At 66.1% G+C, this 23,249-nt stretch carries 19 protein-coding genes and 1 pseudogene; 9 read left to right on the forward strand and 11 right to left on the reverse strand.

The features are described from left to right. The gene (locus CFN17_RS04245; RefSeq protein WP_208750117.1) at positions 1-1,194 is read left to right on the forward strand and encodes a glycerate kinase; all 1,194 of its coding nucleotides are present in this window, start codon (positions 1-3) and stop codon (positions 1,192-1,194) included. Between the two features lie 138 nt (positions 1,195-1,332). Next, the gene (locus CFN17_RS04250) at positions 1,333-2,349 is read left to right on the forward strand and encodes a DUF1524 domain-containing protein (protein ID WP_208750118.1); all 1,017 of its coding nucleotides are present in this window, start codon (positions 1,333-1,335) and stop codon (positions 2,347-2,349) included. Positions 2,350-2,389: 40 nt separating this feature from the next. Here the strand turns inward: CFN17_RS04250 and CFN17_RS04255 are convergent, their stop codons facing one another. The 4 genes and pseudogenes from CFN17_RS04255 to CFN17_RS04270 form a co-directional block, all read right to left on the reverse strand. After that, positions 2,390-5,017: a trehalase-like domain-containing protein gene (locus CFN17_RS04255; protein ID WP_208750119.1), complete on the reverse strand. Its 2,628-nt coding sequence runs from the start codon at positions 5,015-5,017 to the stop codon at positions 2,390-2,392. A 149-nt stretch (positions 5,018-5,166) separates the two neighbouring features. Next, positions 5,167-5,319 (reverse strand): annotated as a pseudogene (locus CFN17_RS19875) (aldehyde dehydrogenase family protein); the annotation flags it as partial. Positions 5,320-5,355: 36 nt separating this feature from the next. Further along, entirely contained in the window at positions 5,356-6,216 is an 861-nt protein-coding gene (locus CFN17_RS04265) for an alpha/beta fold hydrolase (RefSeq protein WP_208750120.1), read from the reverse strand. Positions 6,217-6,234: 18 nt separating this feature from the next. Further along, the gene (locus CFN17_RS04270) at positions 6,235-6,603 is read right to left on the reverse strand and encodes a hypothetical protein (RefSeq protein ID WP_261792357.1); all 369 of its coding nucleotides are present in this window, start codon (positions 6,601-6,603) and stop codon (positions 6,235-6,237) included. 256 nt (positions 6,604-6,859) lie between these two features. Here CFN17_RS04270 and CFN17_RS04275 point away from each other — a divergent pair, with 256 nt between their 5' ends. Beyond that, positions 6,860-7,795 (forward strand): LysR family transcriptional regulator, encoded by a 936-nt coding sequence (locus tag CFN17_RS04275; protein WP_208750122.1) that lies wholly within the window; start codon positions 6,860-6,862, stop codon positions 7,793-7,795. An 81-nt stretch (positions 7,796-7,876) separates the two neighbouring features. Here CFN17_RS04275 and trxA read toward each other — a convergent pair whose 3' ends face one another. From trxA to dnaK, 6 genes are read right to left on the reverse strand one after another with little or no spacing between them, the layout of a single operon-like run. Beyond that, the gene (gene trxA, locus CFN17_RS04280) at positions 7,877-8,305 is read right to left on the reverse strand and encodes a thioredoxin (RefSeq protein ID WP_208750123.1); all 429 of its coding nucleotides are present in this window, start codon (positions 8,303-8,305) and stop codon (positions 7,877-7,879) included. Further along, complete coding sequence (clpB, locus tag CFN17_RS04285; protein ID WP_208750124.1) at positions 8,302-10,938, reverse strand: ATP-dependent chaperone ClpB; 2,637 nt, start codon at positions 10,936-10,938, stop codon at positions 8,302-8,304. Before clpB ends, trxA begins: the two co-directional genes overlap by 4 nt. Further along, positions 10,935-11,252 carry a chaperone modulator CbpM gene (locus CFN17_RS04290; RefSeq protein WP_208750125.1) on the reverse strand — a complete coding sequence of 106 codons (318 nt, stop codon included), beginning with the start codon at positions 11,250-11,252 and terminating at the stop codon, positions 10,935-10,937. Before CFN17_RS04290 ends, clpB begins: the two co-directional genes overlap by 4 nt. Further along, on the reverse strand, positions 11,249-12,199 hold the full coding sequence (locus tag CFN17_RS04295) for a DnaJ C-terminal domain-containing protein (RefSeq protein ID WP_208750126.1): 951 nt from the start codon (positions 12,197-12,199) through the stop codon (positions 11,249-11,251). The genes CFN17_RS04290 and CFN17_RS04295 overlap by 4 nt, the downstream gene beginning before the upstream one ends. Further along, positions 12,192-12,734 (reverse strand): nucleotide exchange factor GrpE, encoded by a 543-nt coding sequence (locus tag CFN17_RS04300; protein ID WP_208750127.1) that lies wholly within the window; start codon positions 12,732-12,734, stop codon positions 12,192-12,194. The genes CFN17_RS04295 and CFN17_RS04300 overlap by 8 nt, the downstream gene beginning before the upstream one ends. 8 nt (positions 12,735-12,742) lie before the next feature. Then, a complete protein-coding gene (gene dnaK / locus CFN17_RS04305) occupies positions 12,743-14,641 on the reverse strand; it encodes a molecular chaperone DnaK (protein WP_208750128.1) in 1,899 nt (632 codons plus the stop codon). A gap of 453 nt (positions 14,642-15,094) precedes the next feature. Here dnaK and CFN17_RS04310 point away from each other — a divergent pair, with 453 nt between their 5' ends. From CFN17_RS04310 to CFN17_RS04325, 4 genes are all read left to right on the forward strand, one after another. Further along, positions 15,095-15,358 carry a UBP-type zinc finger domain-containing protein gene (locus tag CFN17_RS04310; RefSeq protein ID WP_208750129.1) on the forward strand — a complete coding sequence of 88 codons (264 nt, stop codon included), beginning with the start codon at positions 15,095-15,097 and terminating at the stop codon, positions 15,356-15,358. Positions 15,359-15,382: 24 nt separating this feature from the next. Next, on the forward strand, positions 15,383-17,119 hold the full coding sequence (locus CFN17_RS04315) for an FAD-dependent oxidoreductase (RefSeq protein ID WP_208750130.1): 1,737 nt from the start codon (positions 15,383-15,385) through the stop codon (positions 17,117-17,119). Between the two features lie 210 nt (positions 17,120-17,329). After that, positions 17,330-19,003, forward strand: a complete 1,674-nt coding sequence (locus CFN17_RS04320) for a CdaR family transcriptional regulator (RefSeq protein WP_208750131.1) — start codon at positions 17,330-17,332, stop codon at positions 19,001-19,003. 46 nt (positions 19,004-19,049) lie between these two features. Next, complete coding sequence (locus tag CFN17_RS04325; RefSeq protein WP_261792358.1) at positions 19,050-20,216, forward strand: hypothetical protein; 1,167 nt, start codon at positions 19,050-19,052, stop codon at positions 20,214-20,216. Positions 20,217-20,268: 52 nt separating this feature from the next. On the opposite strand, the gene CFN17_RS04330 is transcribed toward CFN17_RS04325, so the two are convergent. Then, positions 20,269-21,330 (reverse strand): LacI family DNA-binding transcriptional regulator, encoded by a 1,062-nt coding sequence (locus CFN17_RS04330; protein WP_208750133.1) that lies wholly within the window; start codon positions 21,328-21,330, stop codon positions 20,269-20,271. Between the two features lie 210 nt (positions 21,331-21,540). Here CFN17_RS04330 and CFN17_RS04335 point away from each other — a divergent pair, with 210 nt between their 5' ends. Next, positions 21,541-22,023: a hypothetical protein gene (locus CFN17_RS04335; protein ID WP_208750134.1), complete on the forward strand. Its 483-nt coding sequence runs from the start codon at positions 21,541-21,543 to the stop codon at positions 22,021-22,023. Positions 22,024-22,178: 155 nt separating this feature from the next. Next, entirely contained in the window at positions 22,179-23,231 is a 1,053-nt protein-coding gene (locus CFN17_RS04340) for a substrate-binding domain-containing protein (RefSeq protein WP_261792359.1), read from the forward strand. Positions 23,232-23,249: the final 18 nt, after the last annotated feature.

The following is a 23,249-nucleotide window of genomic DNA, read 5'->3' on the forward strand; positions in this document are numbered from 1 at the left end:
ATGCCCAGCCCCACCGCCCCGAAAACCGTGCGCGCCCTCATCGCTCCGGACAAATTCAAAGGCAGCCTCACCGCCAACGAGGTGGCCGACGCCCTGGCAGCGGGGCTCCGCTCCGCGGCCGGTGCGGCCGGCGGGACCGCAGCCCTCTACTGCGAACTGCTCCCCCTCGCGGACGGCGGTGACGGCAGTGTGGACGCCGCCGTCGCCGCCGGCTTCACCCGGCGCAGCTGCACCGTCGCCGGGCCTACCGGCCAGCCCGTGAACGCCAGCATCGCCTTTGACGGCACCACCGCCGTCGTTGAAGTCGCCAACACCTGCGGGCTCGCACTCCTGCCGGAGGGACGGCTGGAACCGCTCGATGCCTCCAGCCGCGGCTTCGGCGACGCGCTCCTGTTCGCGCTCAGCCTGAACCCGGCCAGGATTGTCCTGGCCCTCGGCGGCAGCTCCAGCACCGACGGCGGCATGGGCATGCTCACCGCCCTGGGGTACAGCTTCCGCGACGCCGGGGGCCGGCCGCTGCCCGGCAGCGGCCGCACCCTGGGCAGGATCAGCTCCGTCAGCATGGCGGTGCCGCCGGAACTGGCCGGGACGGAACTCGTCGTCGCCAGCGACGTCCGCAACCCGCTGCTCGGTCCGGACGGCGCCCCGGCGGTCTTCGGCCCCCAGAAGGGCGCCGGGCCGGACCACGTGGCGGCCCTCGATGACGGGCTGGAGCACTTCGTCTCCCGCATGGCCGCGGCGGGGGTGGCCCGCGCGGCGGCCCTGGCCGGGCAGGAGGGGGCCGGGAGCGCCGGCGGCCTCGGCTACGCCTGCCTGCTGCTGGGGGCGCGGCTGGTCTCCGGGGCGGACTTCTTCCTGGACCTGCTGGACTTTGACCGCCGGGTGGAGAGCTGCGACGTCGTCATCACCGGCGAAGGCAGCCTCGACGAACAGACCCTGGCCGGCAAGCTGCCCGCCGCCGTCGCGCGGCGGGCCGGCGGCCGTACGGCGATCGCGGTCGCCGGCCGCTCCCTGCTCCCTGCGCAGCGGTGGCCCGACATGGCCCTGGACCGTGTGTACACGCTGGCCGAGTACACCGATCAGGACTCCTCCCGCGACCCCGGGCTGTCCGCCACGTTGCTCCGCAGAATCGGGCAGGACATCGGCGCGAGCCTCTCGACCCCCGTGGGTCCGCTCCAACCGGCCCGCCGGTGACCGCCGCGCGGGACCAAACGGTAGGCTGGGATCGGTCCCGCGCCGAGCGCAGGCCGCGCACGCACCACCACTCAGCACGTAGGGAACACATTGCATAGCCTCGGATCACGCCCCGCACCCGGCCGGAACATCGGGGCGGTGGACTGGATCGCCCGCGGGGCGGCCGTACTGCTGCTCGTCGCGACGACGGCGTGCGGCAGCGCCGTCGCCACCCCCGGGACCGCGCCGGGGCCCGGGGCGACGCCGGGCGCCACGGTTCCCGGCGCCGGCGCAACGCCCGGTGTCGACACCGGAGCCGACGGACCCGGCGTCGACACCGCGCACCAGCAGCCCGCCTCCGCCGGAAAGGCCCTGGCGGCGCTGGCGGCGCTGCCCGTCAAAGGCCGCGCGCCGAAGACCGGCTACTCCCGGGACCAGTTCGGCCCGGCGTGGTCCGACGTCGACCACAACGGCTGCGACACCCGCAACGACGTGCTCCGCCGCGACCTGACGTCGGTGGCGCTCAAGCCCGGGACGCACGACTGCGTGGTGCTCTCCGGCATCCTGAGCGACCCCTACACCGCCGCCAGCATCAACTTCCAGCGCGGCAACGCCACCAGCACTGCAGTCCAGATCGACCACGTCGTGGCCCTCAGCGACGCGTGGCAGAAGGGCGCGCAGCAGCTCAGCCCCGACCGGCGGCTGTCCTTCGCGAACGATCCCCTGAATCTGCTCGCGGTTGACGGTCCCACGAACCAAGCCAAGAGCGACGGCGACGCCGCCACCTGGCTGCCGCCGAACAAGTCCTTCCGCTGCGCCTATGTGGCACGGCAGATTTCGGTGAAGTCCACCTACGGCCTCTGGGTCACCCAGGCCGAGCACGACGCCATGGCCCGGGTCCTCGCCGGCTGCCCGGACACAGTGGCGCCCGCCGGTCCGCCGGCAACCTCGCCCGCGCCGGCCGCCCAACAGCCTGCCCCGGCCCAGCAGGCGGCGCAACCGGCGGCGCCTGCGCAGGTCCCTGAGGCGCCCGCCCCGGCACCGCCGCCTGCGGCGGGGGTGTATTACGCGAACTGCACCGCGGTCCGCGCCGCCGGCGCGGCCCCCATCCGCGCCGGCCAGCCCGGGTACAGCGGCAAGCTGGACCGCGACGGCGACGGCGTCGGCTGCGAGTAACCCGGCCGGCATGCGTGCCGCCCGGGCGGCGCGGTGCCGGTCAGTTCCGCTGGTGTTCGTCCAGGAGCCGGGCGCAGCGGATGAAGCCGAGGTGCGAGTACGCCTGGGGGTGGTTGCCGAGATGGGTTTCCGTGCCGGGATCGTATTCCTCGGGCAGCAGTCCCGTCGGCCCGAAGAGGTTCACCAGCTGGTCGAAGAGGTCCCAGGCCTCCTCGATCCGGCCGACCGCGATGTAGGCCTCGATCAGCCACGTGGTGCAGATATGGAAGCCGCCCTCCAGGCCCGGCAGACCGTCGTCGTACCGGTACCGGAAAACGGTGGGTCCCACCCGCAGTTCCCGCTCCACCGCCGTGACCGTGGCCAGGAACCGGGGGTCGCCGACGTCCAGCAGGCCCGAAAGCCCGATGTGCAGCACGGCCGCGTCCAGGTCCGGGCTGTCGTACGCCACGGTGTAGGAGGAGGCTGAGTCGTCCCAGCCTTCCCTGAGGACTTCCTCGCGGATCGTCGCCGCGGTGGACTCCCAGGCCGGCACCGGCTCGCGGCCGTGCCGGGCGGCCGTGCGCAGGGCGCGGTCAAGCGCCACCCAGCACATCACCTTCGTGTAGACATGGTGCCGGGGCGCCCGCCGGGCTTCCCAGATGCCGTGGTCCGCCTCATGCCAGCGGGCCAGCACGGCCGCGGCCATCTGGACCATCAGTTCCCAGTGGGCGTCCGACAGCGCGCCCTGGCGGGTGCTGAGGGCGTCGATCAGCTCGGCGATGGGGCCAAAGACGTCCAGCTGCACCTGGTGGTCGGCGGCATTGCCGATCCGGACCGGCCGGGACCCCGCATAGCCGGGAAGGCTTTCGATGATGGCCTCGGTGGACAGCGGCGCCCCGGTCACCGAGTACAGCGGGTGCAGCCATTCCGGGCCCGGGGCGTGCGCCAGGATCCGGCCCAGCCAGGCCAGGAAGCCCTCGGCCTCGGCGGTGGAACCGAGGTCCACCAGCGCATTGACGGTCATGGAGCCGTCCCGCAACCAGCAGTACCGGTAGTCCCAGTTCCGGGTTCCGCCGATTCCCTCCGGCAGCGAGGTGGTGGGCGCGGCCAGCACGGCCCCGGTGGGTTCGTGGACCAGGGCGCGGAGCACCAGCGCGGACCGGCGGACCAGCGACGGCTTGACGCCCGGCAGCTTCAGCTCATGGACCCAGCGCCGGGAGTGATGGGCGACGGCGGAGCGCCGCCCGGTTTCGTCGTCGGCCACCGCAGGCTGCGGTTCCGTGTCGCCGCAGCGCAGGTTGAGGACAACGGGCCCGTCCCGCAGGTCGACGTCGCCCGTGGCGGTGGCATGCCGGCCGTCCGAGGTGATGGCAAAGCTCACCCCCGGCGCCAGCAGGATGATCGGGTCCGCGGTTCCCACCACATGCAGCTCGGATCCGCGCGCCTCCATGCTGAACGGAGCGTTCGCGTAGTCCGGCCGCGGGGCGAACACGATCCGCGCCGTGCCGGTGCCGGACAGCACCCGGACCAGGCTGGTGATGCCCTCCGGTGCCGGTTCCAGATAGTCCGTCACCGTGACGTCGGCCCAGCGCGTCTCGACGATCATGGTGCTGTCCACATAGCGCTGACCCAGGACCTGCGAGGACTTCACCGGTTCCACGGAGAAGTGGCCGGCCGCGTCTCCGCCGAGCAGATGGGCGAACAGCGACCCTGAATCGGGCAGCGGGTGGCTCATCCAGCAGATCTTCGCGTCCGGTGTGATCAGCGCGGTGGAGGAGCCGTTGCCGATCATCGAGTGCCGTTCCAGGCCCACCGCGTCCTCGCCGAACAGCCACGCCCGCCGCAGTTCGAACAGGATCGCCAGGACGCGGGCGAAGGACTCCGGATCCCGGAGCCGGTGGCTCGCCACGGTGGGGCCCTCCCCCACGCGCACCGCCATATCCGGGCCCCGCAGCGTGGCCATGGCCAGCTCGTCACTGGAGGCATCGCCGGCATAGAGGGCGGCGCTGACGCCGAGCACCGAGCGCAGATGCTCCAGGGCTTTGGCCTTGGAAGGCTCGATGACGGACAGGTCCAGTACCGAGCCGTCCACGATGAAGTGCAGCCCGTGCGCCCGGGCAATGTCCGACGCCTGCCGGGTGGCCAGGGCAACGATGTCCGGCGCGGCGGACCGGGTGTGCACGGAGACGGCGACCGGTTTGCGTTCAATCGTGATGCCCCGGTAGGCCCCGACCGTCTCGGCGAGCGCCTGGTGGACCTGCTGCAGGACGGACTCCGTGGCCAGCGAGAGGCTGTGGGCATAGCCCATGTCGAACTCGGCCCCGTGCGAGCCCACCAGGTGCACCTCGGCGGGCAGCCGCGAGACCGCGGCGAGATCGCGCAGCGACCGGCCGGAAACAACGGCGGCATGGGTATTGGGCAGCGCGGCCAGGGCGCGGAGGGCGATCGCCGCGCTGCCCAGCGGCAAGGTCTCGGTCGAGATGCCTTCCGCCGCGCAGAGCGTTCCGCCGTAATTGCAGGCCACGAGCAGCCCGGGGGTGCGGGCCAGGATCTTGAGCTCGGCCAGCAACTGGGGCGTCAGCCCGTCGTCGGCGGCGTCAGTCTGCACAAAGGCCCGGAGCAGGCCCAGCGGCAGCGACTTGGTCAGTAGGGCGGAGTCGGCAAGTGACTGGTTAAGCCGTGTTGGCATCGGCGCGGTCCTTCTAATAGTCCCCAATGCCTGCATGAGAATCGCCCCGAGGGCGTATCTCCAGTATCGTCCCGGCGCGATTTCACGGTGGTGTCCCGGCTGTTGCAACTGTGTAACGTCTGGAAAAGCCGGAGCACCCGAGGCAACAGCCGGGCCGTGACCAGCTCGAACGCGCGGCGCAGGATCTCCCCGAGTTCCCGCGCCGGGACCTTCGCCCAGGACTCCTGCGCCTCCGCGGCGGCGTCCAAGGCCGCCCTGCCGTCCTCCGGACCGGCGCCGGCAATGCAGAGGCGGTGCCGGCCCTGCCGGGTCGGCACCGCCCCTTAGGTGGGAATCGGCTAAACGCGGACGCTCGTCTTGGCGCGGATCAGGTCCAGAGCCTGAACGAGGTATCCCTTGAAGACCGGGTAGTTCTCGCTCATCGGGAAGTGCCCGATCGCCTTCATCTCGATGAACTCTGCGTCCGGGATCTGGCTGGCGGTGCGGGCTCCGTCTTCAGGGGTGGTGAGGTAGTCGTACTCGCCCGTCATCATGACCACCGCGCACTTATCGGTCTGGATTTCGCCCAGCTTACCGCGCAGATCGTGGTCCACCGAGTAGAAATACAGGTCACCCTTGAACGCCTCGGAGCCCTGGGTGTAGTAGAACCACGTTTTCCAGCGGTCCGCCTCAGGCGACTGCGGGGCCATGAGGTCCCACGTGCCGCTGCCGCACACCTGCGCGGCGTTGGCGTGGGGGTGCTGCCACCAGTCGAGGTAGAACCCCGGTGAGTAGTCCGCTCCCTCCACGGGGATGACGGCGTCGAACCTCTCCGGGAAGCGGTGGGCGAGCTGCAGCGCTATGTTGCCGCCGAAGGAGGATCCCATGAAGATGGGGTCGACCAGTTCCAATGCATCGACGAGGGCGACGATGAAGTTGGCGTAGTGGTCCGCGCTGAGCTGGTACTCCTCGGTCCACCACTGGGTGTTTTCCGGCGGGTCCGATTTGCCGTGGCGGGGAAGGTCGTAGGCGATGACGCGGTAATTGGCGGTGATCTCCGGGTCCTCGAGCAGGCCGCGCCATTGGTGGTTGTGGGCTCCAGCGGTGTGCTGGCAGACCAGGGGCTGGCCCTGGCCGTTTTCGAGGTAGAACACCTTGTATTCGAGGCCGTCCACGTCGACGGTGACGTAGTGGCCGGTGACGGGGGAAATTTTGCTCATGTCAGGAACTCCTATGGTCTAGACGGGTGCGCCGGTGGAGCGCAGCAGTTCGATCTGGCGGGTGATGCATCGCAGGTTCTGCATCAGGACCAGGACGTCGCCCTCCAGCTTCATGTCGCGCTGGAAAGTGGCGGCCCAGATGCCGTGGTACATGGGAGCCGGAACGGGCTTGCCGAATTCACCCCAGGTGTGGGCGCTGGCCCGGATGGCGAATTCGTAGGGCACCTCGATGGGGCCCGGGTCCACGGAAATCTGGGCGATGGTGCCCGACACCACCCGGACAACGAAGGTGTGCGCCTCCATGTCCAGCAGGTAGGAGCAGGTGAAGTACTTGCCGTGGGCCCGGATTTCCGGGTCCTGGTTGTTGGCCTCGGTGAAGCTCTGCACCCAGGATTCTACGGAAGGGGCACGTGTTGCGACCGTCATTTTGTTGTTCCTCTCATTGGTCTCGCGGAGGGTCGGGCTTCTCTGTCCGAGCCTCGAAAGCGGGGTTTCCGGAGTGCCTTTGCGGCTGTCTCCGTCGGCAACCCGTCGCTGTTTCCATTGCAGCCGCCGTTGCCCCGAACGGTCCAATACCTGTCCCCTATCCACTGATAGCGTGAAACTATTGGACCCCGGTTGTGGCGGAGCTTACAGTTGAACGATGCAGCAGCCACAGCTAGACCTGCGCGTCCTGCAGTACTTCGTCGCCGTTGCGGAAGAGCTGCATTTCGGGCGAGCCGCCTCCCGGCTTCATATCGCGCAGCCCTCCCTCAGCGTCCAGATACGGAAGCTCGAACATTCGCTCGGTACTCCCCTGCTGATCCGGACCAGCCGCAGCGTCTACCTGACCAGCGCGGGGGATGTCCTGCTGGGTGAAGCGAAGCGCCTATTATCGGCCGCGGAGCGCGCCGTTTCGTTGACGCGTGAGGTTGCCAGCGGCGTGAGGGGCACTTTGATAGTCGGCTTTCAGGCCAATGCGGCTGCCGAACTGACGCCGCGGATTCTCGCCGCGTTCAAGAACAACCACCCGGAAATCCACGTCCAGATGAGGTCGTTCGATTTCGCCGACCCCACAGCGGGGTTGGCCGATGGAGGCGCTGACGTGGCATTTGTGCGGCCGCCCCTGCCGGCGGCTGACTGGCTCGCCATGGAGACACTGTTCATTGAGCCGCGGGTCCTCGTGGTTGCCAGCAGTTCCCGTTTCGCCGGTTTGTCCGAGGTTTCGGTGGAGCAGGTTGTTGATGAGCCGTTCGTCGCCCGCAAGGCTCCAGATAAGTGGAGGGATTTCTGGCTCGCAACCCAGGCCCGCGGTGGGCAGCCGGTCCGTCTGGGCACTCAGGTCGCCACGGTCGACGAGTGTTTCGAAGCCATCATGGGTGAGCGGGGAATTGCGTTCACCCAGGCCTCCACCCAGCGTTTCTATGACCGTCCGGGGCTGTCGTTCATCCCGGTCAGGGACGTCCCGCCCTCTCCGCTGTCGATTGCATGGCGCACTGACGTTAATGACGGGCTGGCACGCGAGTTCGTGGAGACCGCCCGGACCTTGGCCTCCTTCGGAGGGGTACCAAATCTCGTCGACTCCCGTCGGGCTGCTTAGCCGTCCTCTCCGCCCCGGTCTCATTAGCGCCACTGACAACCCCAGTGCAGAGCTATGTGGACGTCGTCCGCTGTCCTTCAGCTACTTCTTGAGGGCCTCCTCCAACCAGGATCGCAGCACGGGGGCGGGTGCTGCGCCAGCCTGCCTCGCGACGATCTTGCCGTCCACGATGACCATCAACGTCGGCACAGCCTGAATGGCAAATCTGGCGGAGAGCTGCGGCGAGTGGTCCACATCGACTTTCACGAGTTTGATCTGCCCCGCGCGTTCGTGGGCAAGCTGGTCCAGCACAGGGCTCACCATCCGGCAGGGTCCGCACCACACCGCCCAAAAGTCCACCAGTACCGGCACGCCCGACCGTTCGGCGATCTCGCCGAAGTCGTCGTCGCCCGCTTCAACCACCCAGGGAAGCTCCCGGTGGCAACTTCCGCAGCGTGGCCGGCCATCGGCGACAGCCGGAACGCGGTTGGATTTGCCGCAGTGGGGACATTTGATGATGGCCTTGTTCATGCCGTTCCGGCCCCTTCCAGCTCCATTGTGCTGTAGTCAACCACTAGTTCCCCTCCGGATGCGGTCACTGTGACCACTCCGCCCTCCGCGATGCTGCCACGCAGGAGGGCCCTGCCCACCTGCGTTTCCACCACATGGGAAATATAGCGGCGCAGGGGGCGTGCTCCATAGACCGGGTCGAAGCCGCGTTCGGCTATCAGAAGGCGTGCCTCCTCGGTCAGGTGCAGCTCTATTTGCTGCTCGGCCAGCCGCTGCCGCAGCTGTTGGAACTGCAGATCAACGATGCGTTCGATTTGCGGCAGTCCCAGGGGTGCAAACAGGACCGTATCGTCCACGCGGTTGAGGAATTCGGGGCGGAAATGCGCCCGGAGCTCGCCCATCACCAGGCTTCGCGCCTCCTCGGTGATCGCCCCGCCTTCGGCCGACCCCTCCAGAAGATACTGGGAGCCGATATTGGACGTCATGATGATGACGGTATTGCGGAAATCGACGGTCCGGCCCTGCGAGTCCGTTATCCGTCCGTCGTCGAGCACCTGCAGCAAGGTGTTGAAAATGTCCGGATGGGCCTTTTCCACCTCATCGAACAGCACCACCGAGTACGTCTTCCGGCGTACCGCTTCTGTGAGCTGTCCTCCTTCGTCGTACCCGATGTAGCCAGGAGGCGCCCCCAGCAGGCGGCTCACGGTGTGACGCTCCTGGTACTCGCTCATGTCCAGCCGGATCATTGCGTTCTCACTGTCGAAGAGCGCCGCAGCCAGGGCCTTGGCAAGCTCGGTCTTCCCTACGCCGGTCGGGCCGAGAAAGATGAAGGAGCCGATAGGCCGGCGGGGATCCCGGATACCTGAGCGGGCGCGGATGATGGCGTCCGACACCGCGCTAATCGCTTCTTCCTGCCCCACGACGCGGGAGCGCAGGATTTCGTCCAAGTGCAGGACTTTCTCACGTTCGCCCTGCTTCAGCCGTGCGACCGGTATGCCTGTCCAGGCCGCGACGATGTCGGCGATCTCGTCCTCCGTCACCACCTCGCGGAGTAGGCGTTTTTCACCTTGTTTCGCGGTCAGCCGTTCCTCCTCGGCGGCCAGCCGTCGTTCGAGGTCGGCAAGTCTGCCGTAGCGTAGCTCCGCAGCCCGATTGAGGTCGTAGTTCCGCTCGGCTTCCTCAGCCTCCTGCCGCGCCCGCTCCAGTTCACCGCGGATTTCCTGCAGTTTGTGGATCGCCTGGCGCTCAGCTTCCCATTGGGCCCTCTTCGCGTCGGCCTCGGCGCGCAGGTCTGCCAGTTCGCGCCTCAACTCCTCGAGCCGGGTCTTGCTGGCCGGATCGGTCTCCTTGGAAAGTGCAGCGTCTTCTATTTCGAGCCGCGTGACCTTCCGCGTGAGCTCATCCAGTTCCGCTGGCATCGAATCAATTTCTGTCCGCAGCCGGGCGCACGCCTCATCCACGAGGTCAATGGCCTTGTCGGGCAGGAACCGGTCAGTGATGTACCGGTGGGACAGGGTGGCCGCAGCCACCAGAGCACTATCTTGGATCCGTACGCCGTGGAAGACCTCAAGCCGTTCCCGCAGGCCGCGGAGAATGGAAATGGCGTCCTCGACGTCGGGTTCCTCAACCATGACCGGCTGGAAGCGGCGTTCCAAAGCCGCATCTGACTCAATGTGTTTGCGGTATTCGTCGAGGGTGGTGGCCCCGATCATATGCAGCTCCCCGCGGGCCAGCATTGGCTTGAGCATGTTCCCGGCGTCCATCGACCCCTCGGACGCGCCTGCCCCGACGACGGTGTGCAGCTCGTCTACGAAGAGCAGGATCCTGCCTTCTGCCGCGAGCACCTCGGCCAGCACCGCTTTCAGCCGCTCCTCGAACTCGCCGCGGTACTTGGCACCGGCCACGAGGGCGCTCATGTCGAGCGAGAAGATGGTCTTGTTCTTCAGCCCTTCGGGCACATCCTGCCGGACGATCCGCTGGGCCAGTCCCTCCACAATGGCGGTCTTGCCGACTCCCGGCTCGCCAATCAGCACCGGATTGTTCTTAGTTTTGCGTGAAAGGATCTGGACCACCCGCCGGATTTCCGCGTCGCGGCCGATGACCGGATCCAGCTTTCCAGTGCGGGCGTCCGCCACCAAATCACGGCCGTACTTCTCCAGCGCCTCATAGGTTTGCTCCGGTGTTGCCGAGGTGACGCGCTGATTTCCTCGCACTTGTGTCAGGACCGACAGGAATGCCTCGCGGGTGATGCCGTGCTCCGCCAGCACCCTGCCGGCCGCCGTGGACCGGCCTTCCTCCGCCAGCGCGACCAGCAGGTGTTCCACTGAGACGTACTCGTCCTTGAGCCGTTTGGCCTCGCGTTCGGCGGCATCGAGGAGTGCGCCGAGCCTGCGGCTCACGTACACCTGGCCGGGCGCCGCCCCCGGGCCGGTGACCTTCGGCTTGCGCCGCAGCTCGGCTTCGACGGCACCTTTCAGCTCTTCCACATCTACCTGCATGCCCACGAGCAGGCGCGGGACAAGGCCCTCCTCCTGCTCCAGCAGCGCCGCCAGCAGATGTTCGCCGTCGGTCTCGGTGTGCCCGTGTTGCTGGGCTATCCGCTGAGCCTCTGCCAGGGCCTCCTGCGACTTCTGCGTCAAACTCTCCATATTCATCGCGAAGCAGTCCTTTCCACTTGCGTGATTTCAACCAAACGTCGTTCAAGCCTGTCCACCCGCGCCAGCAGGTCCAGTACCAGCGGGATAGCGGCATAGTTCAGCGCCAGCTCGGAATGCAGCCGCAGGACGCGCGCGATCAGTTCCGGGGCCCGCGGGCTGAACCAGGGTCCGCCCGGGGCGTCGTCGTCCAGCGGCCGGAGCAGATCCAGCTGTACAAACCGCATGACGACGTCGGGGTGGACGCCGCTGCTGCGTGCGACGGTCTCGAGATTTAGGCGCCACGGGTAGGCGAGCGCATACACTTGGCTCATCGATCCTCCCTCGGGTTGAAGTTGGAGATGCTGGCGAGCTCTTCGTACAGCCTGCGCTCCTCCTTGCTAAGACTCGGGGGCGCCATGATCTTGATCTCCGCATACAGGTTCCCCGGTAATCCCCGCGGGTTCGGCATGCCCTGCCCCCGCAGCCGCAGCCTGCGGCCGCTGGAGGAACCGTCGGGCACGGTGATCGTCACCGGTCCGGCTGGCGCCTTTGCCTTGATCTTGGACCCGAGCGCGGCCTCCGAAGGCGTCACCGGGAGGTCGAAGTAGATGTCCCGGCCTTTTAGCCGGTACCTGGAGTCGGGCTGGATCCGCACGGTCAGTAGGAGGTCGCCGGGTGGGCCCCCTTCGCGGCCCACAGCGCCCTCCCCGGCAAGACGGATACGCTGCCCATCCAGCACACCGGCGGGCACATCGACGTCATAATTGCGGGTCTCCCCGTCCGGCTGTGCCAGCCTGACGGTGCGCTTTCCGCCACGGACAGCTTCCTCGAGGGTCAGCCATAGCTCTGCTTCGTGGTCCGCCCCTTGGGCCGGCCCCCCTGCCTGTTGCCGGAACCAGCCGCCGAGCAGATCCTCCCAATCGACGTCGCCGCCCATGTCGACGTGAGCATTGCCGTACGGGCCGCGTCCCGGGCGCGGGCCGGGCGGGGGGCCGGGGCGCGGTCCGCCGGAGCCCCACCGGCTCCCGCCGCCCCCCGGGCCTGCGCCGCTGCCGGCGTACTGCCGGAAATCGGCGCCGAAACGGTCATAGCGGGCCCTGGTTTCGGGATCCGACAAGGTGTCGTAGGCCTCACCGATCTCCTTGAACTTGTCGGCGGCATCGGGCTCGCGGTTGACATCCGGATGGTATTTTCGCGCCAATTTGCGATAGGCGCGCTGGATTTCGTCGGGCTTCGCTGTCCGCGGGACGCCGAGAGCCGAATAGTGATCCTTAGCCACGGTCCGGGGTCACCGCCCGGCTCACAACGACGGCGGCTGGCCTGAGGACGGTTTCCGCGCCGCCGTATCCCGGGCGCAATACGGTCAGCACAGTCCCGGGGGGAGCCTCGTCTGTTTCCGATACGCTGACCACCTCGTGAATCCGCGGGTCGAAGGGGACGTTCTCGGCGTCGATCCGCGGGTAGCCCAACCGGGCCAGGGTATCGATGCCCTGGGATCGGATAGCGGCTATGCCTTCGACGAGCGGATCCTCCGCGGACGGGGCGTGAGCCAAGGCCAGTTCCAGGTTGTCCAAGACGGGTAGCCACGCCAACGAGACCGCCGCGCGCTCCTGTGCCCTTAGTTGCGTGCCGTCGCGGACGGCGCGCTTGCGCAGGTTGTCGTTGTCGGCCAACGCGCGCCGCCACTGGTCCTCCATTTTGGCCAGCGCATCCGCTTGTGCCGCCGCCTCGGTTTCCCTTTCATCGGGTGCCGCGGCCTCTGCCTCGTCACTTCCTGGATGGGCCCGTCCAGCCGGCCCTGCCGGGTCGCTCATGGCCGTTCCTAGCCCCGATCGAATTCTGCATCGACGATGTCATCGTCAATTACGTCCGCGGACGCTTCGGGCTGAGATGAGGCTCCCTGGCCCGCCCCTGCGGTGGCCGCGGAGACAGCCGAGGCACTCAGCGCCGCCTGCAGCTGCTGAAGTTCGGAGATGAGTTCCCTCGCGGCGCCGACGTCCGCCTGGTTGCTGACGGCGTCGCGCGCCTGGCCAACCAGCAGTTCCGCGCGGGCCTTGTCGTGCACCGGGACTGCGTCCCCGAGCTCGTTGACGGCCCGTTCAACGCGGTAGGCCACCGCATCGAGTTCGTTCAGGGCGTCGATCCGCTCCCGGTTCTGCAGGTCCTCGCTTCGGTGGGACTCCGCTTCGGCAATCATGCGCTCGACTTCCTTGGCGTCGAGGTTGGAGCCTTCGCTGATGGTGATGCCCTGTTCCTTGCCCGTGTCCTTGTCGCGGGCGGTGACGTTCAGAATGCCGTTTGCGTCGACGTCGAACGTGACTTCGACCTGCGGTTCTCCGCGGGGCGCCGGCCGGATGTCGCTCAGCTGGAACCGGCCCAGCACCCGGTTATCCGCCGCCAGTTCCCGCTCCCCCTGCAAGACCACCACGTCCACGGCGGGCTGGTTGTCGTCGGCGGTGGAGAACACTTCGCTGCGCCTTGCGGGGATAGTGGTATTGCGCTCGATGATCTTTGTCATCACGCCGCCGCGAGTTTCGACACCCAGGGAAAGCGGCACAACGTCGAGCAGCAGGACATCCGAGACTTCTCCCTTGAGCACCCCGGCCTGGATCGCCGCACCGATAGCCACGACTTCGTCCGGATTGACGCTCATGTTGGGGTCTTTGCCGCCGGTCAGGCGCCGCACGACGTTCTGTACCGCGGGAATGCGGGTCGAGCCGCCGACCAAAATCACTTCATCGATGTCGTTGGCGGTAACCTTGGCGTCCGTCATCGCCTGCTTGACCGGATCCATGGTGCGTTCCACCAGGTCATGGGTGATGTCTTCAAAAACGGAGCGTCGAACCGTGGTGGTCAGGTGCTTGGGGCCTGTGGCATCGGCGGTGATGAAGGGAAGGTTCACTTGGGTCTGGGTCACAGAACTCAGTTCGACCTTCGCCTTTTCGGCAGCCTCGAACAGGCGTTGCAATGCCTGGGGGTCCGACCGCAGGTCGATGCCCGACTCCTTCTGGAAGTCGTCGGCCAAGTAATCGACTAGGCGGCGGTCAAAATCGTCTCCGCCGAGGTGCGTGTCACCCGCGGTGGAGCGGACCTCCACAACCCCGTCCCCCACGTCCAACAGGCTCACATCAAAAGTTCCGCCGCCTAGGTCGAAAACCAGCACCGTCTCATGCTGGCGTTTGTCGATGCCATAGGCCAGGGCCGCTGCGGTAGGTTCGTTGATGATGCGCAGGACTTCCAGCCCGGCAATCCTGCCCGCGTCCTTCGTCGCGGTGCGCTGTGCGTCGTTAAAGTACGCGGGAACTGTGATGACGGCCTCCGTCACCTTTTCGCCCAGCTGCTTCGCGGCGTCGTCCACCAGCTTGCGGAGAACGAGCGCGCTCACCTCTTCCGGCGCGACTTTCTTGCCCTGAACCTGGAACCGCGCCACCCCGTTGTCGTCCGCTACGACGTCGAAACTCACGGCCTTGGCCTCATCCGTGATTTCGTCATAGTGCCGGCCGATAAACCGCTTGGCCGACGTGATGGTTCCCTTGGGATTGAGAATCGCCTGCCGGCGGGCCAGTTGCCCCACAAGCCGTTCCCCGGTGTCCGTATAGGCCACAACTGACGGCGTGGTCCGGGCTCCTTCCGCGTTGGGCACGACGCGGGCCTCCCCGCCTTCCCAGACGGCGATCACCGAGTTGGTTGTTCCGAGATCGATTCCTACTGCTTTGGCCATGACTCACTCCGGTCCTAGAGGGCGCGACCGGTCCTGTGGCGACGTGCGCCCGAGGTTGCACCGCATGACGCACGCCCCGCCCTGCCGGGCCACGAGGTTCAAGGACTGTGCCATGGGCTCCTTATAGGGTTGAGTCTGCCCCTTTGACGTGACCAACGGTATGACCCTCCGAGGTCCAATATGCTCCAGGGAACTGACCCGGCAGGACCAGGGCCCGCCGGAGCATCCGCGGCGGCGGAGGCTGCAGGTCAAACAGATGTCCGATCCACCAGGGGCCGGGTGGAGGGGATTCACCGTTGACAGGCCAATGAGCCAGGTCTACTACTGTGTTTAATCACTTACACCCCTCGCCAGTCTGATGGCGTCCAAGCCGCCGATCAGTGCCGACGCCACACTCATGACCAGCTGTCCCGGCCAGGCCGGCTCCACGGCCGGATCGCCAGAGGAGCCACCATGATTGCCGGAATTCCTGATCCTCATCTCGCGCAGATTCGTCCGGTGCGGGTGCGAACCCCGGAAGGCTGCGAGGAATGTCTGTCATTGGGCACGCCGTGGGTTCATTTGCGTTTGTGTCTCTCCTGCGGCCATGTCGGGTGTTGTGATTCCTCACCTATGCGGCACGCCCGCGCACACGCCAGCGCGTTGCATCCAATCGTTCGATCCTTGGAGCCCGGCGAGAACTGGCGCTGGTGTTATCCCCATGAGGCATTCGTCTAGGGCGCCGGCGGGCGCAGCGAACTGATGGAACCTGCCGCAGGCTCGACGCCGATCGAAACGCCGGATGTCTCCGGCGCCTATCCGCGGCTCGGTCAAGCCCAGATCGAATTGTTGGGACGTGCCGGCATCAGCCGGGCCACCTCGGCCGGAGAGGTCCTCATCCAAGAGGGAACCTCCGACACTGACTTCTTCGTCATACTTCAGGGCACGGTGCTGGTTGTCGAGGGGTCGCACGCCGCCGGTGGCACGCAGCCTGCCGGGCCCGGCACGCGGATCCTCGAAGTTCACGGTCCGGGACGGTTCCTCGGGGAATTGGGCCTGGTCGAAGGGCAACCGGCCTTCGTCACTGCTGTGTCCGCGGAGGCGGGTGAAGTGCTCCAGATCGGCGGGGACGATCTGCGCCGTTTGGTGCTGACGGACGCCGCGGTGGGCGAGACAATTCTGCGGGCATATCTTCAGCGCCGAATCCTGTTGATCAGCACGGGCGCGGGCATCCGGATCGTTGGATCCCGCTTCAGCCGTGACACCCTTCGCCTCTTGGAATTCGCAGCCGCAAACCGCTTGCCGCACCGGCTGGTCGATCTGGAGGATGACGAGCACGCGCAGGCCATCCTGGACCGGGCCGGGATCCTCGTGAGTGACCTTCCGGCAGTGGTGCTAAACGCCACCCAAGTGCTCAGGAACCCGTCCAACGCAGATCTGGCCCTTGCCATGGGCCTGCGGATCGTGAAAGAGCATTCGGCCAAGTACGACCTCATGGTGATCGGGGCCGGCCCGGCCGGCCTTGCGGCCGCCGTTTACGCAGCGTCCGACGGGTTGTCGGTCGTCCTTAAGGAAGGCTTCGCGATAGGTGGGCAGGCCGGCACGTCGCCGCGGATCGAGAACTTTCTGGGCTTTCCCGCCGGAATCTCCGGCGGGGAACTCATTGAAAGGGCGATCATTCAGGCCCGCAAGTTTAGAGTCCAGATCAACGTCGCCTGCCTGGCAAGCGCTATCGAGTTAAAGGACGGCGAATTCCGCGCCGAATTCAACGGGAGCGGCCCTGCTTCCTCACGGGCCGCGCTGCTCGCCACCGGCGTTCGTTACCGCCGGCTGCCGGTCCCCCGTCTTGAGGAATTCGAGGGAATCAGTGTCTTTTACGCCGCCACCGTCCACGAGGCAAGGCTCTGCGGATTGCAGCCGGTGACGGTCGTCGGCGGCGGAAACTCCGCGGGACAGGCTGCGCTATTCCTGGCGGGCACGGGAGCACCGGTGCGGCTGGTGGTCCGCGGGGCGGACCTCCGCGCCGACATGTCGAGATACCTCGCGGAACGGATTGAAGATCACCCGGGCATCGAAGTGCTGCTGAGGGCCAACATCGTCGGCGTAGACGGTTCGGGCGCACTCGAACGGATCGTCGTCGATCTGGGAGCAACAGGCGAACAGCGCGTATTCGACTCGCGGTACCTCTTCATTTTCATCGGGGCCAAGCCGCACACAGAATGGCTCAGGGGTACGCTCGCCTTGGATGACCACGGCTTTGTTCTCACCGGGGCTGATCTCGAGGACCTTCCCCCTGAGTTCAGCCATCTGGGCCGCAGACGGCTGCCCTTGGAGACCAGCATCCCCGGGATGTTCGCGGTCGGCGATGTTCGGCATGGATCGGTGAAACGCGTAACGGCTGCCGCCGGTGAAGGCTCAACAGCGGTTGCGATGATCCACGAGCACCTTCGCCTCCTCCGGGACGGACCGGCCGGTGCGCGTGGGAGTGAGGGACGTTGAAAGTCCACCAGCGCTGACGGCAATCCGCGGGGACATTACAGAAGCTTAACAACGGCGGCATACGGGCGTAGTTTGGGTGGTGTTGGTATGCCGATTCCGGCCTTGCCGCGGCTTGAGCCGAGTCTCGATCACAGAGTGCGACGGACTACGGCCTGCCTAGGCTTGGATTCCCTGCAAGACCCTCGGTTGTGGACAGAGACGAGGTTCAACATGTTCGATCGACCTGCGGCAGAGGAAGTCCTCAACATGACCGCGCAGGCCGTGTCGAAGATGAGGTTCTGTGAGATCGAGGATCGCTACTTCGCGGTCGAGGGCCAGTGGAAGCCGGTCCTCGAACGAGCGGCGTTGCCTCTGGATCAGGACGTGCGGCGCCTCAACGGCCGGGACGCCTTTCTTCCGCGCTTCGGCCCGGGATGGCGGTACGCGCTGTTCACTTTTGGCGACGGCGGCGAGCTGAACGGGTGTCTGGTGCTGTCCTCCGCGGACCCTCCGGATCTCTCGCAGCTGATGCAACTCCGGACAGTTGCCGAGACCGCGGGAGCGACTCAGGCCAGGGGATCCACCGCGCAACTCCCGAATGGTGCAATGGGTCAGCTGCTCTCCCCGGACGACGTGGCGCAGCGTCTCCCGTCCCTCTCGGCGAGGGTACTTGAGCTGGAAGAACATGCCAGGATCCGGGAGGCCCTGGACCAGGTCACGACTCCCGATCTCGACAGTGACTCCAGGGAGGATCTCTTGGCGGAGGTCCTTTCACAACTGACGGGGCGGCCCATCTGTACTGAGGACGCATTCGGGCATATTCGTGCGACGGCGGGGACCGGGCCCAAACGCCCCTACCCCAGGCTTGGTGCTGCCGCCAGATTGCGGACTGCGCAGCTCTGGCGTGCTTCCGGCTCGCCGGTCCGTGAACCGCGAAGGCTTGTTGCCCTTGCCCTGTCCCACGGCGAGGTGTTGGGGGCTATGTGCATGCTGGAAACCGGCAGGGCGGTCACAGCCGGCAACGTCTTCGCTTTGAAGTACGCAACCCGGCTCTTGGAGGTCGAGTTGTCGCACCGCCGCAGCCTGGCCCAGCTGGAACTAAAGCTGGGGCGCGACCTCGTGGACGAACTGGTGTCGGGAATGGATGTCGCGACTGCGAGCGTTCGTACCACGGCATTGGGATATGACATCAGTGGTCCGCATCACGTCATCGTGGCGGAGTGGCAGCCGCCGCGAACTGACGATACTGTCGTCGTCGCACTGCGCAGGACGCTCCTGGCGCTCCGCTCATCCGCGCTCGTTTCACGGCGCTCGGACATGGCTGTCGCCGTGGTCCGCGGAGATCCGTTGGGTGTCGAGGTCTTTTCCGTTCTCGCCAAGACCCTGCGAAGTGCCACCGGTGCCATGGGCATCGGCGGTCCAAGCCCGGATGTCGCCCAGATTCCGCGCTCGTTCTCGGAAGCCCTCCACGCGCTGCACGTTCGGGCCGGTTCAACCGATCGCTACGGCGTCACCCGCTTTGATCAACTGGGGATATACCGCATCTTGGCAACAGGCGGGGGCGAACCGGATCTGGCCGGCTATGTCGACGAGTGGCTCGGAACCCTTCAACGCGCCGACAAGAGCCGGGGCTCTGACCTGGTGCATACCCTGGCCCAGTACCTGGACCACGGCGGCAACTATGACAGTTCAGCCGAGAGCCTGACGATCCATCGAAGTACCCTGCGTTACCGCTTGAAGTCCATCCGGCAGATTACCGGCTTCGACCTTGCCGACCCAGAGACCAGACTGAACCTGCATGTCGCAACGCGCGCATGGCGCCTTCGTCCGCACGCGCCCCTCACGCCTCATAGCCGGGCCACAACTTACCGGCCGACTGGCCGCGGCCGGCGCGGTGCCGATTGACCTGCCACATGGGCAGCTTCCGGACAGGCGGGGCAATGCGGGATCCATGGCGGGCGGTGACATCCGGTTCGCCGGTCAGACACTGAACCTTAGGAGGCCGCTCGTGCCGGACAGTTCGGGCGAGGCAAACCGCATCAGTGCCCGTACCCTGGGCGTGCTCGCCGAACCGGAGGTCACCGCCGAGTTTGCCGAACGTAACGGCCGCGAAGTGGGCCATCTGCTCAACCTTGCCGATGAGCGCCACGACTGGTCCGTGGTGATCGAGTACCAGGATTTTGCGGCTGGCGAAGGGTTGGCGCCGATGCTGGACTCCATGGCGAAGCACCGTATCCGCCGCGCATGGGATGTCATGGTCTGCCTGACTGACCTTCCGATCCGATTGGATGGCCGGACTGTGGTAGCGGAAGTTTCCCTCGGGGAACCGATCTCCCTCGTTTCCTTGCCCGCACTCGGCGCCGTCAACATAGACCGCCGGGTTCGCGCTGCCGTCGCCGACCTTGGCTGGGCGATGCACCGCCGCTTTGATCCCGATGATGACGCCGGGGAATTCGTTCCGCCCTCGCTCCACCAATCGCGGCGTATCGAGCCCGCTGTCCTTGACGACGGGCCGATTGGGTTCCGCTACGTCTCAGCGACCCGCCTCGGCCGCGGACGGTTGCTGGCAGGCATGCTGCGGGCGAACCGTCCATGGCGGCTGGTCTTCGCATTGAGAAGTGCAATGGCCGCCGCGATCGCCACAGGCGCCTTCGCACTTGTCACAAACACAATCTGGCAACTCGCAGACCTGCTGGGGGCGCCGAGGCTGACGTTGCTGATGGTTCTTTCGATCAGCTCGATGGTGTTCTGGATCATCACCCAACACGATCTGTGGGAAAGCCCCCGGCGCGACGATCCCCTCGAACGATTCAAGGCTTCCTTGTACAACACCTCGACGGTGTGGTCGCTGATGATCGGCGTCGTGATCAGCTACGTCATATTGTTTGCCGCCGTGCTGCTGGCCGCGGCGTTCACCATCGACGACGGCTTGTTGGCGCTGACTCTGCAACATCCCGTGACTGTTTGGGACTTTATGGAGGTGGCCTGGATGACGACATCGGCGGCGCTCATCGGTGGTGCGTTGGGCTCGGGATTCGAGTCAAAGGACGACATTCTTCGGGCGGCATACGGCCAACGCGAACGTCATCGACGCCAGTCGGTCAACGAAGACGAATAATCCCCGCCGGGGCGACCCGGTCAGGCCCCTCCGGCCCGGGGCAGGCCGTTACCTAGGATGCGGCCGGCTTGGTGCTGTCCCGGACGACAAGAGCCGGGGCTATTGGCGTTCGGTCCACTTCGCGCCCCTCCATGGCGCCGATAAGCACCTCCACGCTCATGAGCGCCAGGGCCGTGAAGTCTTGGCGCACCGTGGTCAGGGGAGGCAGGAAATAGTCGGAACCTTCAATATCGTCGAAACCGACGACGCTCACATCGTCCGGGACGCGGACGCCGTTTTCGGCGAACGCGCGTATCAGCCCGAGGGCGGTATGGTCGCTGGCCGCGAAGATCGCCTGGGGGATCTTTGCCTCCCGGACGAGCTGGAGGGCGGTCTCGTAGGCCCACCGCGGGCTCCAGTCACCTTCGACGCACAGGCCTGGTTCGAGGCCGGCGTCACGGAGCGCCGCTTCCCAGCCGCGCTTGCGCACCCGTCCATCGAACCAGTCCATGGAGCCAGCGAAATGCGCGATGTCGGTGTGGCCCAAGTCGATGAGGTGCTGGGTGGCGAGTCTCGCTCCGAGCTCCTGATTTTCCGAGTATGTGAAAACGTTTGGAGTTGACGACGCGCCGGCCGCGATCATCTCCAGTGGCAGGCGGCACGACGCATTCCAGACGGCCGCTGCCATTTCGACGAGGGGGGCGATGACGATAATTCCCCCTACGCCCGTATCGTCCAGACTGTCGAGGGCCTCCTGGACGGATTCTTCGTAGGGTTTTCGGACGCTGATCACGGTTGTGGCATAGCCCTTGTTCCGCGCAACGTTTTCGAGTGCCATGAGTGTTCCCACCGGGCCGAAACGGGGGGATCCGTCCGACAGGATGCCAATGGAGGTCGACCGGCTTGTGACCAGCGCGGTGGCTGCGCGGTTCCGGCGGTAGCCGATGTCCTTGATGACCCGCAGGACGCGTTCGCGAGTCGAGGCGCTGACATCGGGGGCGTTATTGAGGACTCTCGAGACCGTCCCGAACGAGACGCCTGCAAGTTGGGCAACATCGTTGATGGTCGGTTTCCGGCGCAAAGGGGCGTCGGCAGCCCGGCCATTGTCCCCCCGGGGAATCGTCGTGCCTGTCATGCTCTCTCCTGTCCGGCTTGTGTGGGCCGGGCCGACGGCGGCTTTGTTCGCCCTCCATCTTACGTCGCCAGCGTCTCCTCGGATTGCGCATCGGCTCTTGGTGTGACGCTTGACACTGATCTGCGTGAACGTTTACGATCTGTAGCGTAAACGTTCACGGTGGCATCGTAAACGTTCACGACGTTAGTACTTCAAGGAAGAGGGAGCGGGATGAGCGACACCACCGCCGACGCACTTTTACTCGATCTGTGCGTTGGCCGTCGAAACATCGACCAGACCCAGTGGGCAAACCTGGCACTGCTCCTGACGGACGCAGCACGTGATGATCTCGCAGTCGCTGTCCGCACCTTCGTTTCAGCCGGCTCCTCGGCTGTCATCGGCGTATTCGATGACAACTTCCTGTGGACAAGCTTGATCGTCTCCGTCGACCAAGCCGGGACTCCCGAGTCGCTGGCGACCTTTGACCGCTCGGTCGCTGAGGCGGCCGGCGAAATGACCAAGGCGGCGGGTGAGGCGGTGAAGTGGGTGCAAGCCCATTATGGACCGTGTTCTCTGGGGCTCTTCGTCGACAAAAAGCACGCTGAGACCCTCGTGAGGGCTTCAGACAAGGCTGCTGCGGTCCGCACAGCCTCCGCCGCCGGTGGACTCGTCCTCTCACCGGTGCCTCCTTCCCTCGCCATTGCCCTGGCCTGACCCACAACCATCCACCAACTATCCCCACACACAAGCACTGGAGAACAATGATGATCCGCAGGCTTCCCTTTGTGGCCTTGGCCGCAGCCCTGTCACTTTCCGTCGCTTCCTGCAGCAGCTCGACGTCGGGCAGCTCGAGCGCTCCTGATACGGGCGTGTCCCAGAAGGCGCAGCAGGCCCTTGACAAGATCAAGGGCCAGGTCCTGAGCAAGGGCCCCAATGGCGAGGCGCCGTCACCTGCATCGACTGCAGATCTCACGCCCGAAGAGATTGCGAAGATCAAGGCGCTCAATGCCACGGCTGCAATCGTGATGCATTACGGCGGCAACGACTGGGCCACTGCTCAGACCAACGGCCTCAAGAGCGAATTCGAAAAGCTCGGCATCAAGGTCATCGCTACGACAGATGCGAACTTCAAGCCGGACAAGCAGGTGTCGGACATCGAGACCGTGATGACCCAGAACCCGAACATCATGATCTCCATTCCCACTGACCCCGTGGCCACGGCCTCGGCCTACAAAAAGGTGGGGGCCGCCGGGACGAAGCTCGTCTTCATGGACAACGTTCCTCAAGGACTAACAGCCGGCAAGGACTACGTTTCCGTGGTTTCCGCCGACAACTACGGCAACGGTGTCGTCGCCGCGCACCAGATGGCCAAGGCCATCGGCGGCAAGGGCAAAATCGGCCTTGTCTTCCACCAGGCTGATTTCTTCGTGACCAAGCAGCGCTACGAGGGCTTCAAGGAAACGATCACCAAGGAGTACCCGGACATCCAGATCGTCGAAGAAAAGGGCATCGCCGGCCCCGACTTCGCCGGAGACGCCCAGGCCGCGGCAAATGCCATGCTAAGCAAGCACGCCGACTTGAACGGCATCTGGGCCGTGTGGGACGTCCCCGCAGAAGGCGTCATGGCCGCAGCCCGTGCCGCAGGCCGTCAGGACCTGAAGATCGCCACCGAGGACCTCGGAAAGAACGTTGCCATCGCCCTGGCTAAAGACCAGCTCGTCGTCGGTCTCGGCGCCCAGGTTCCTTTCGACCAGGGAGCCACGGAGGCCCGGCTGGCAGCAGGCGCCCTCATCGGTAAGACAGCCCCAGCCTATGTGGCCTTGAGCGCCGTCCCGGTTGACCACTCCAACGTCCTGGAAGCCTGGAAGCAGGTCTACCACGAGGACGCCCCCAAGGACATTCAAGAGTCCTACAAGAAATAGCCGCACTTGACGGTGCGG

The organism is Arthrobacter sp. PM3, assembly GCF_003352915.1.
Lineage (GTDB): Bacteria > Actinomycetota > Actinomycetes > Actinomycetales > Micrococcaceae > Arthrobacter.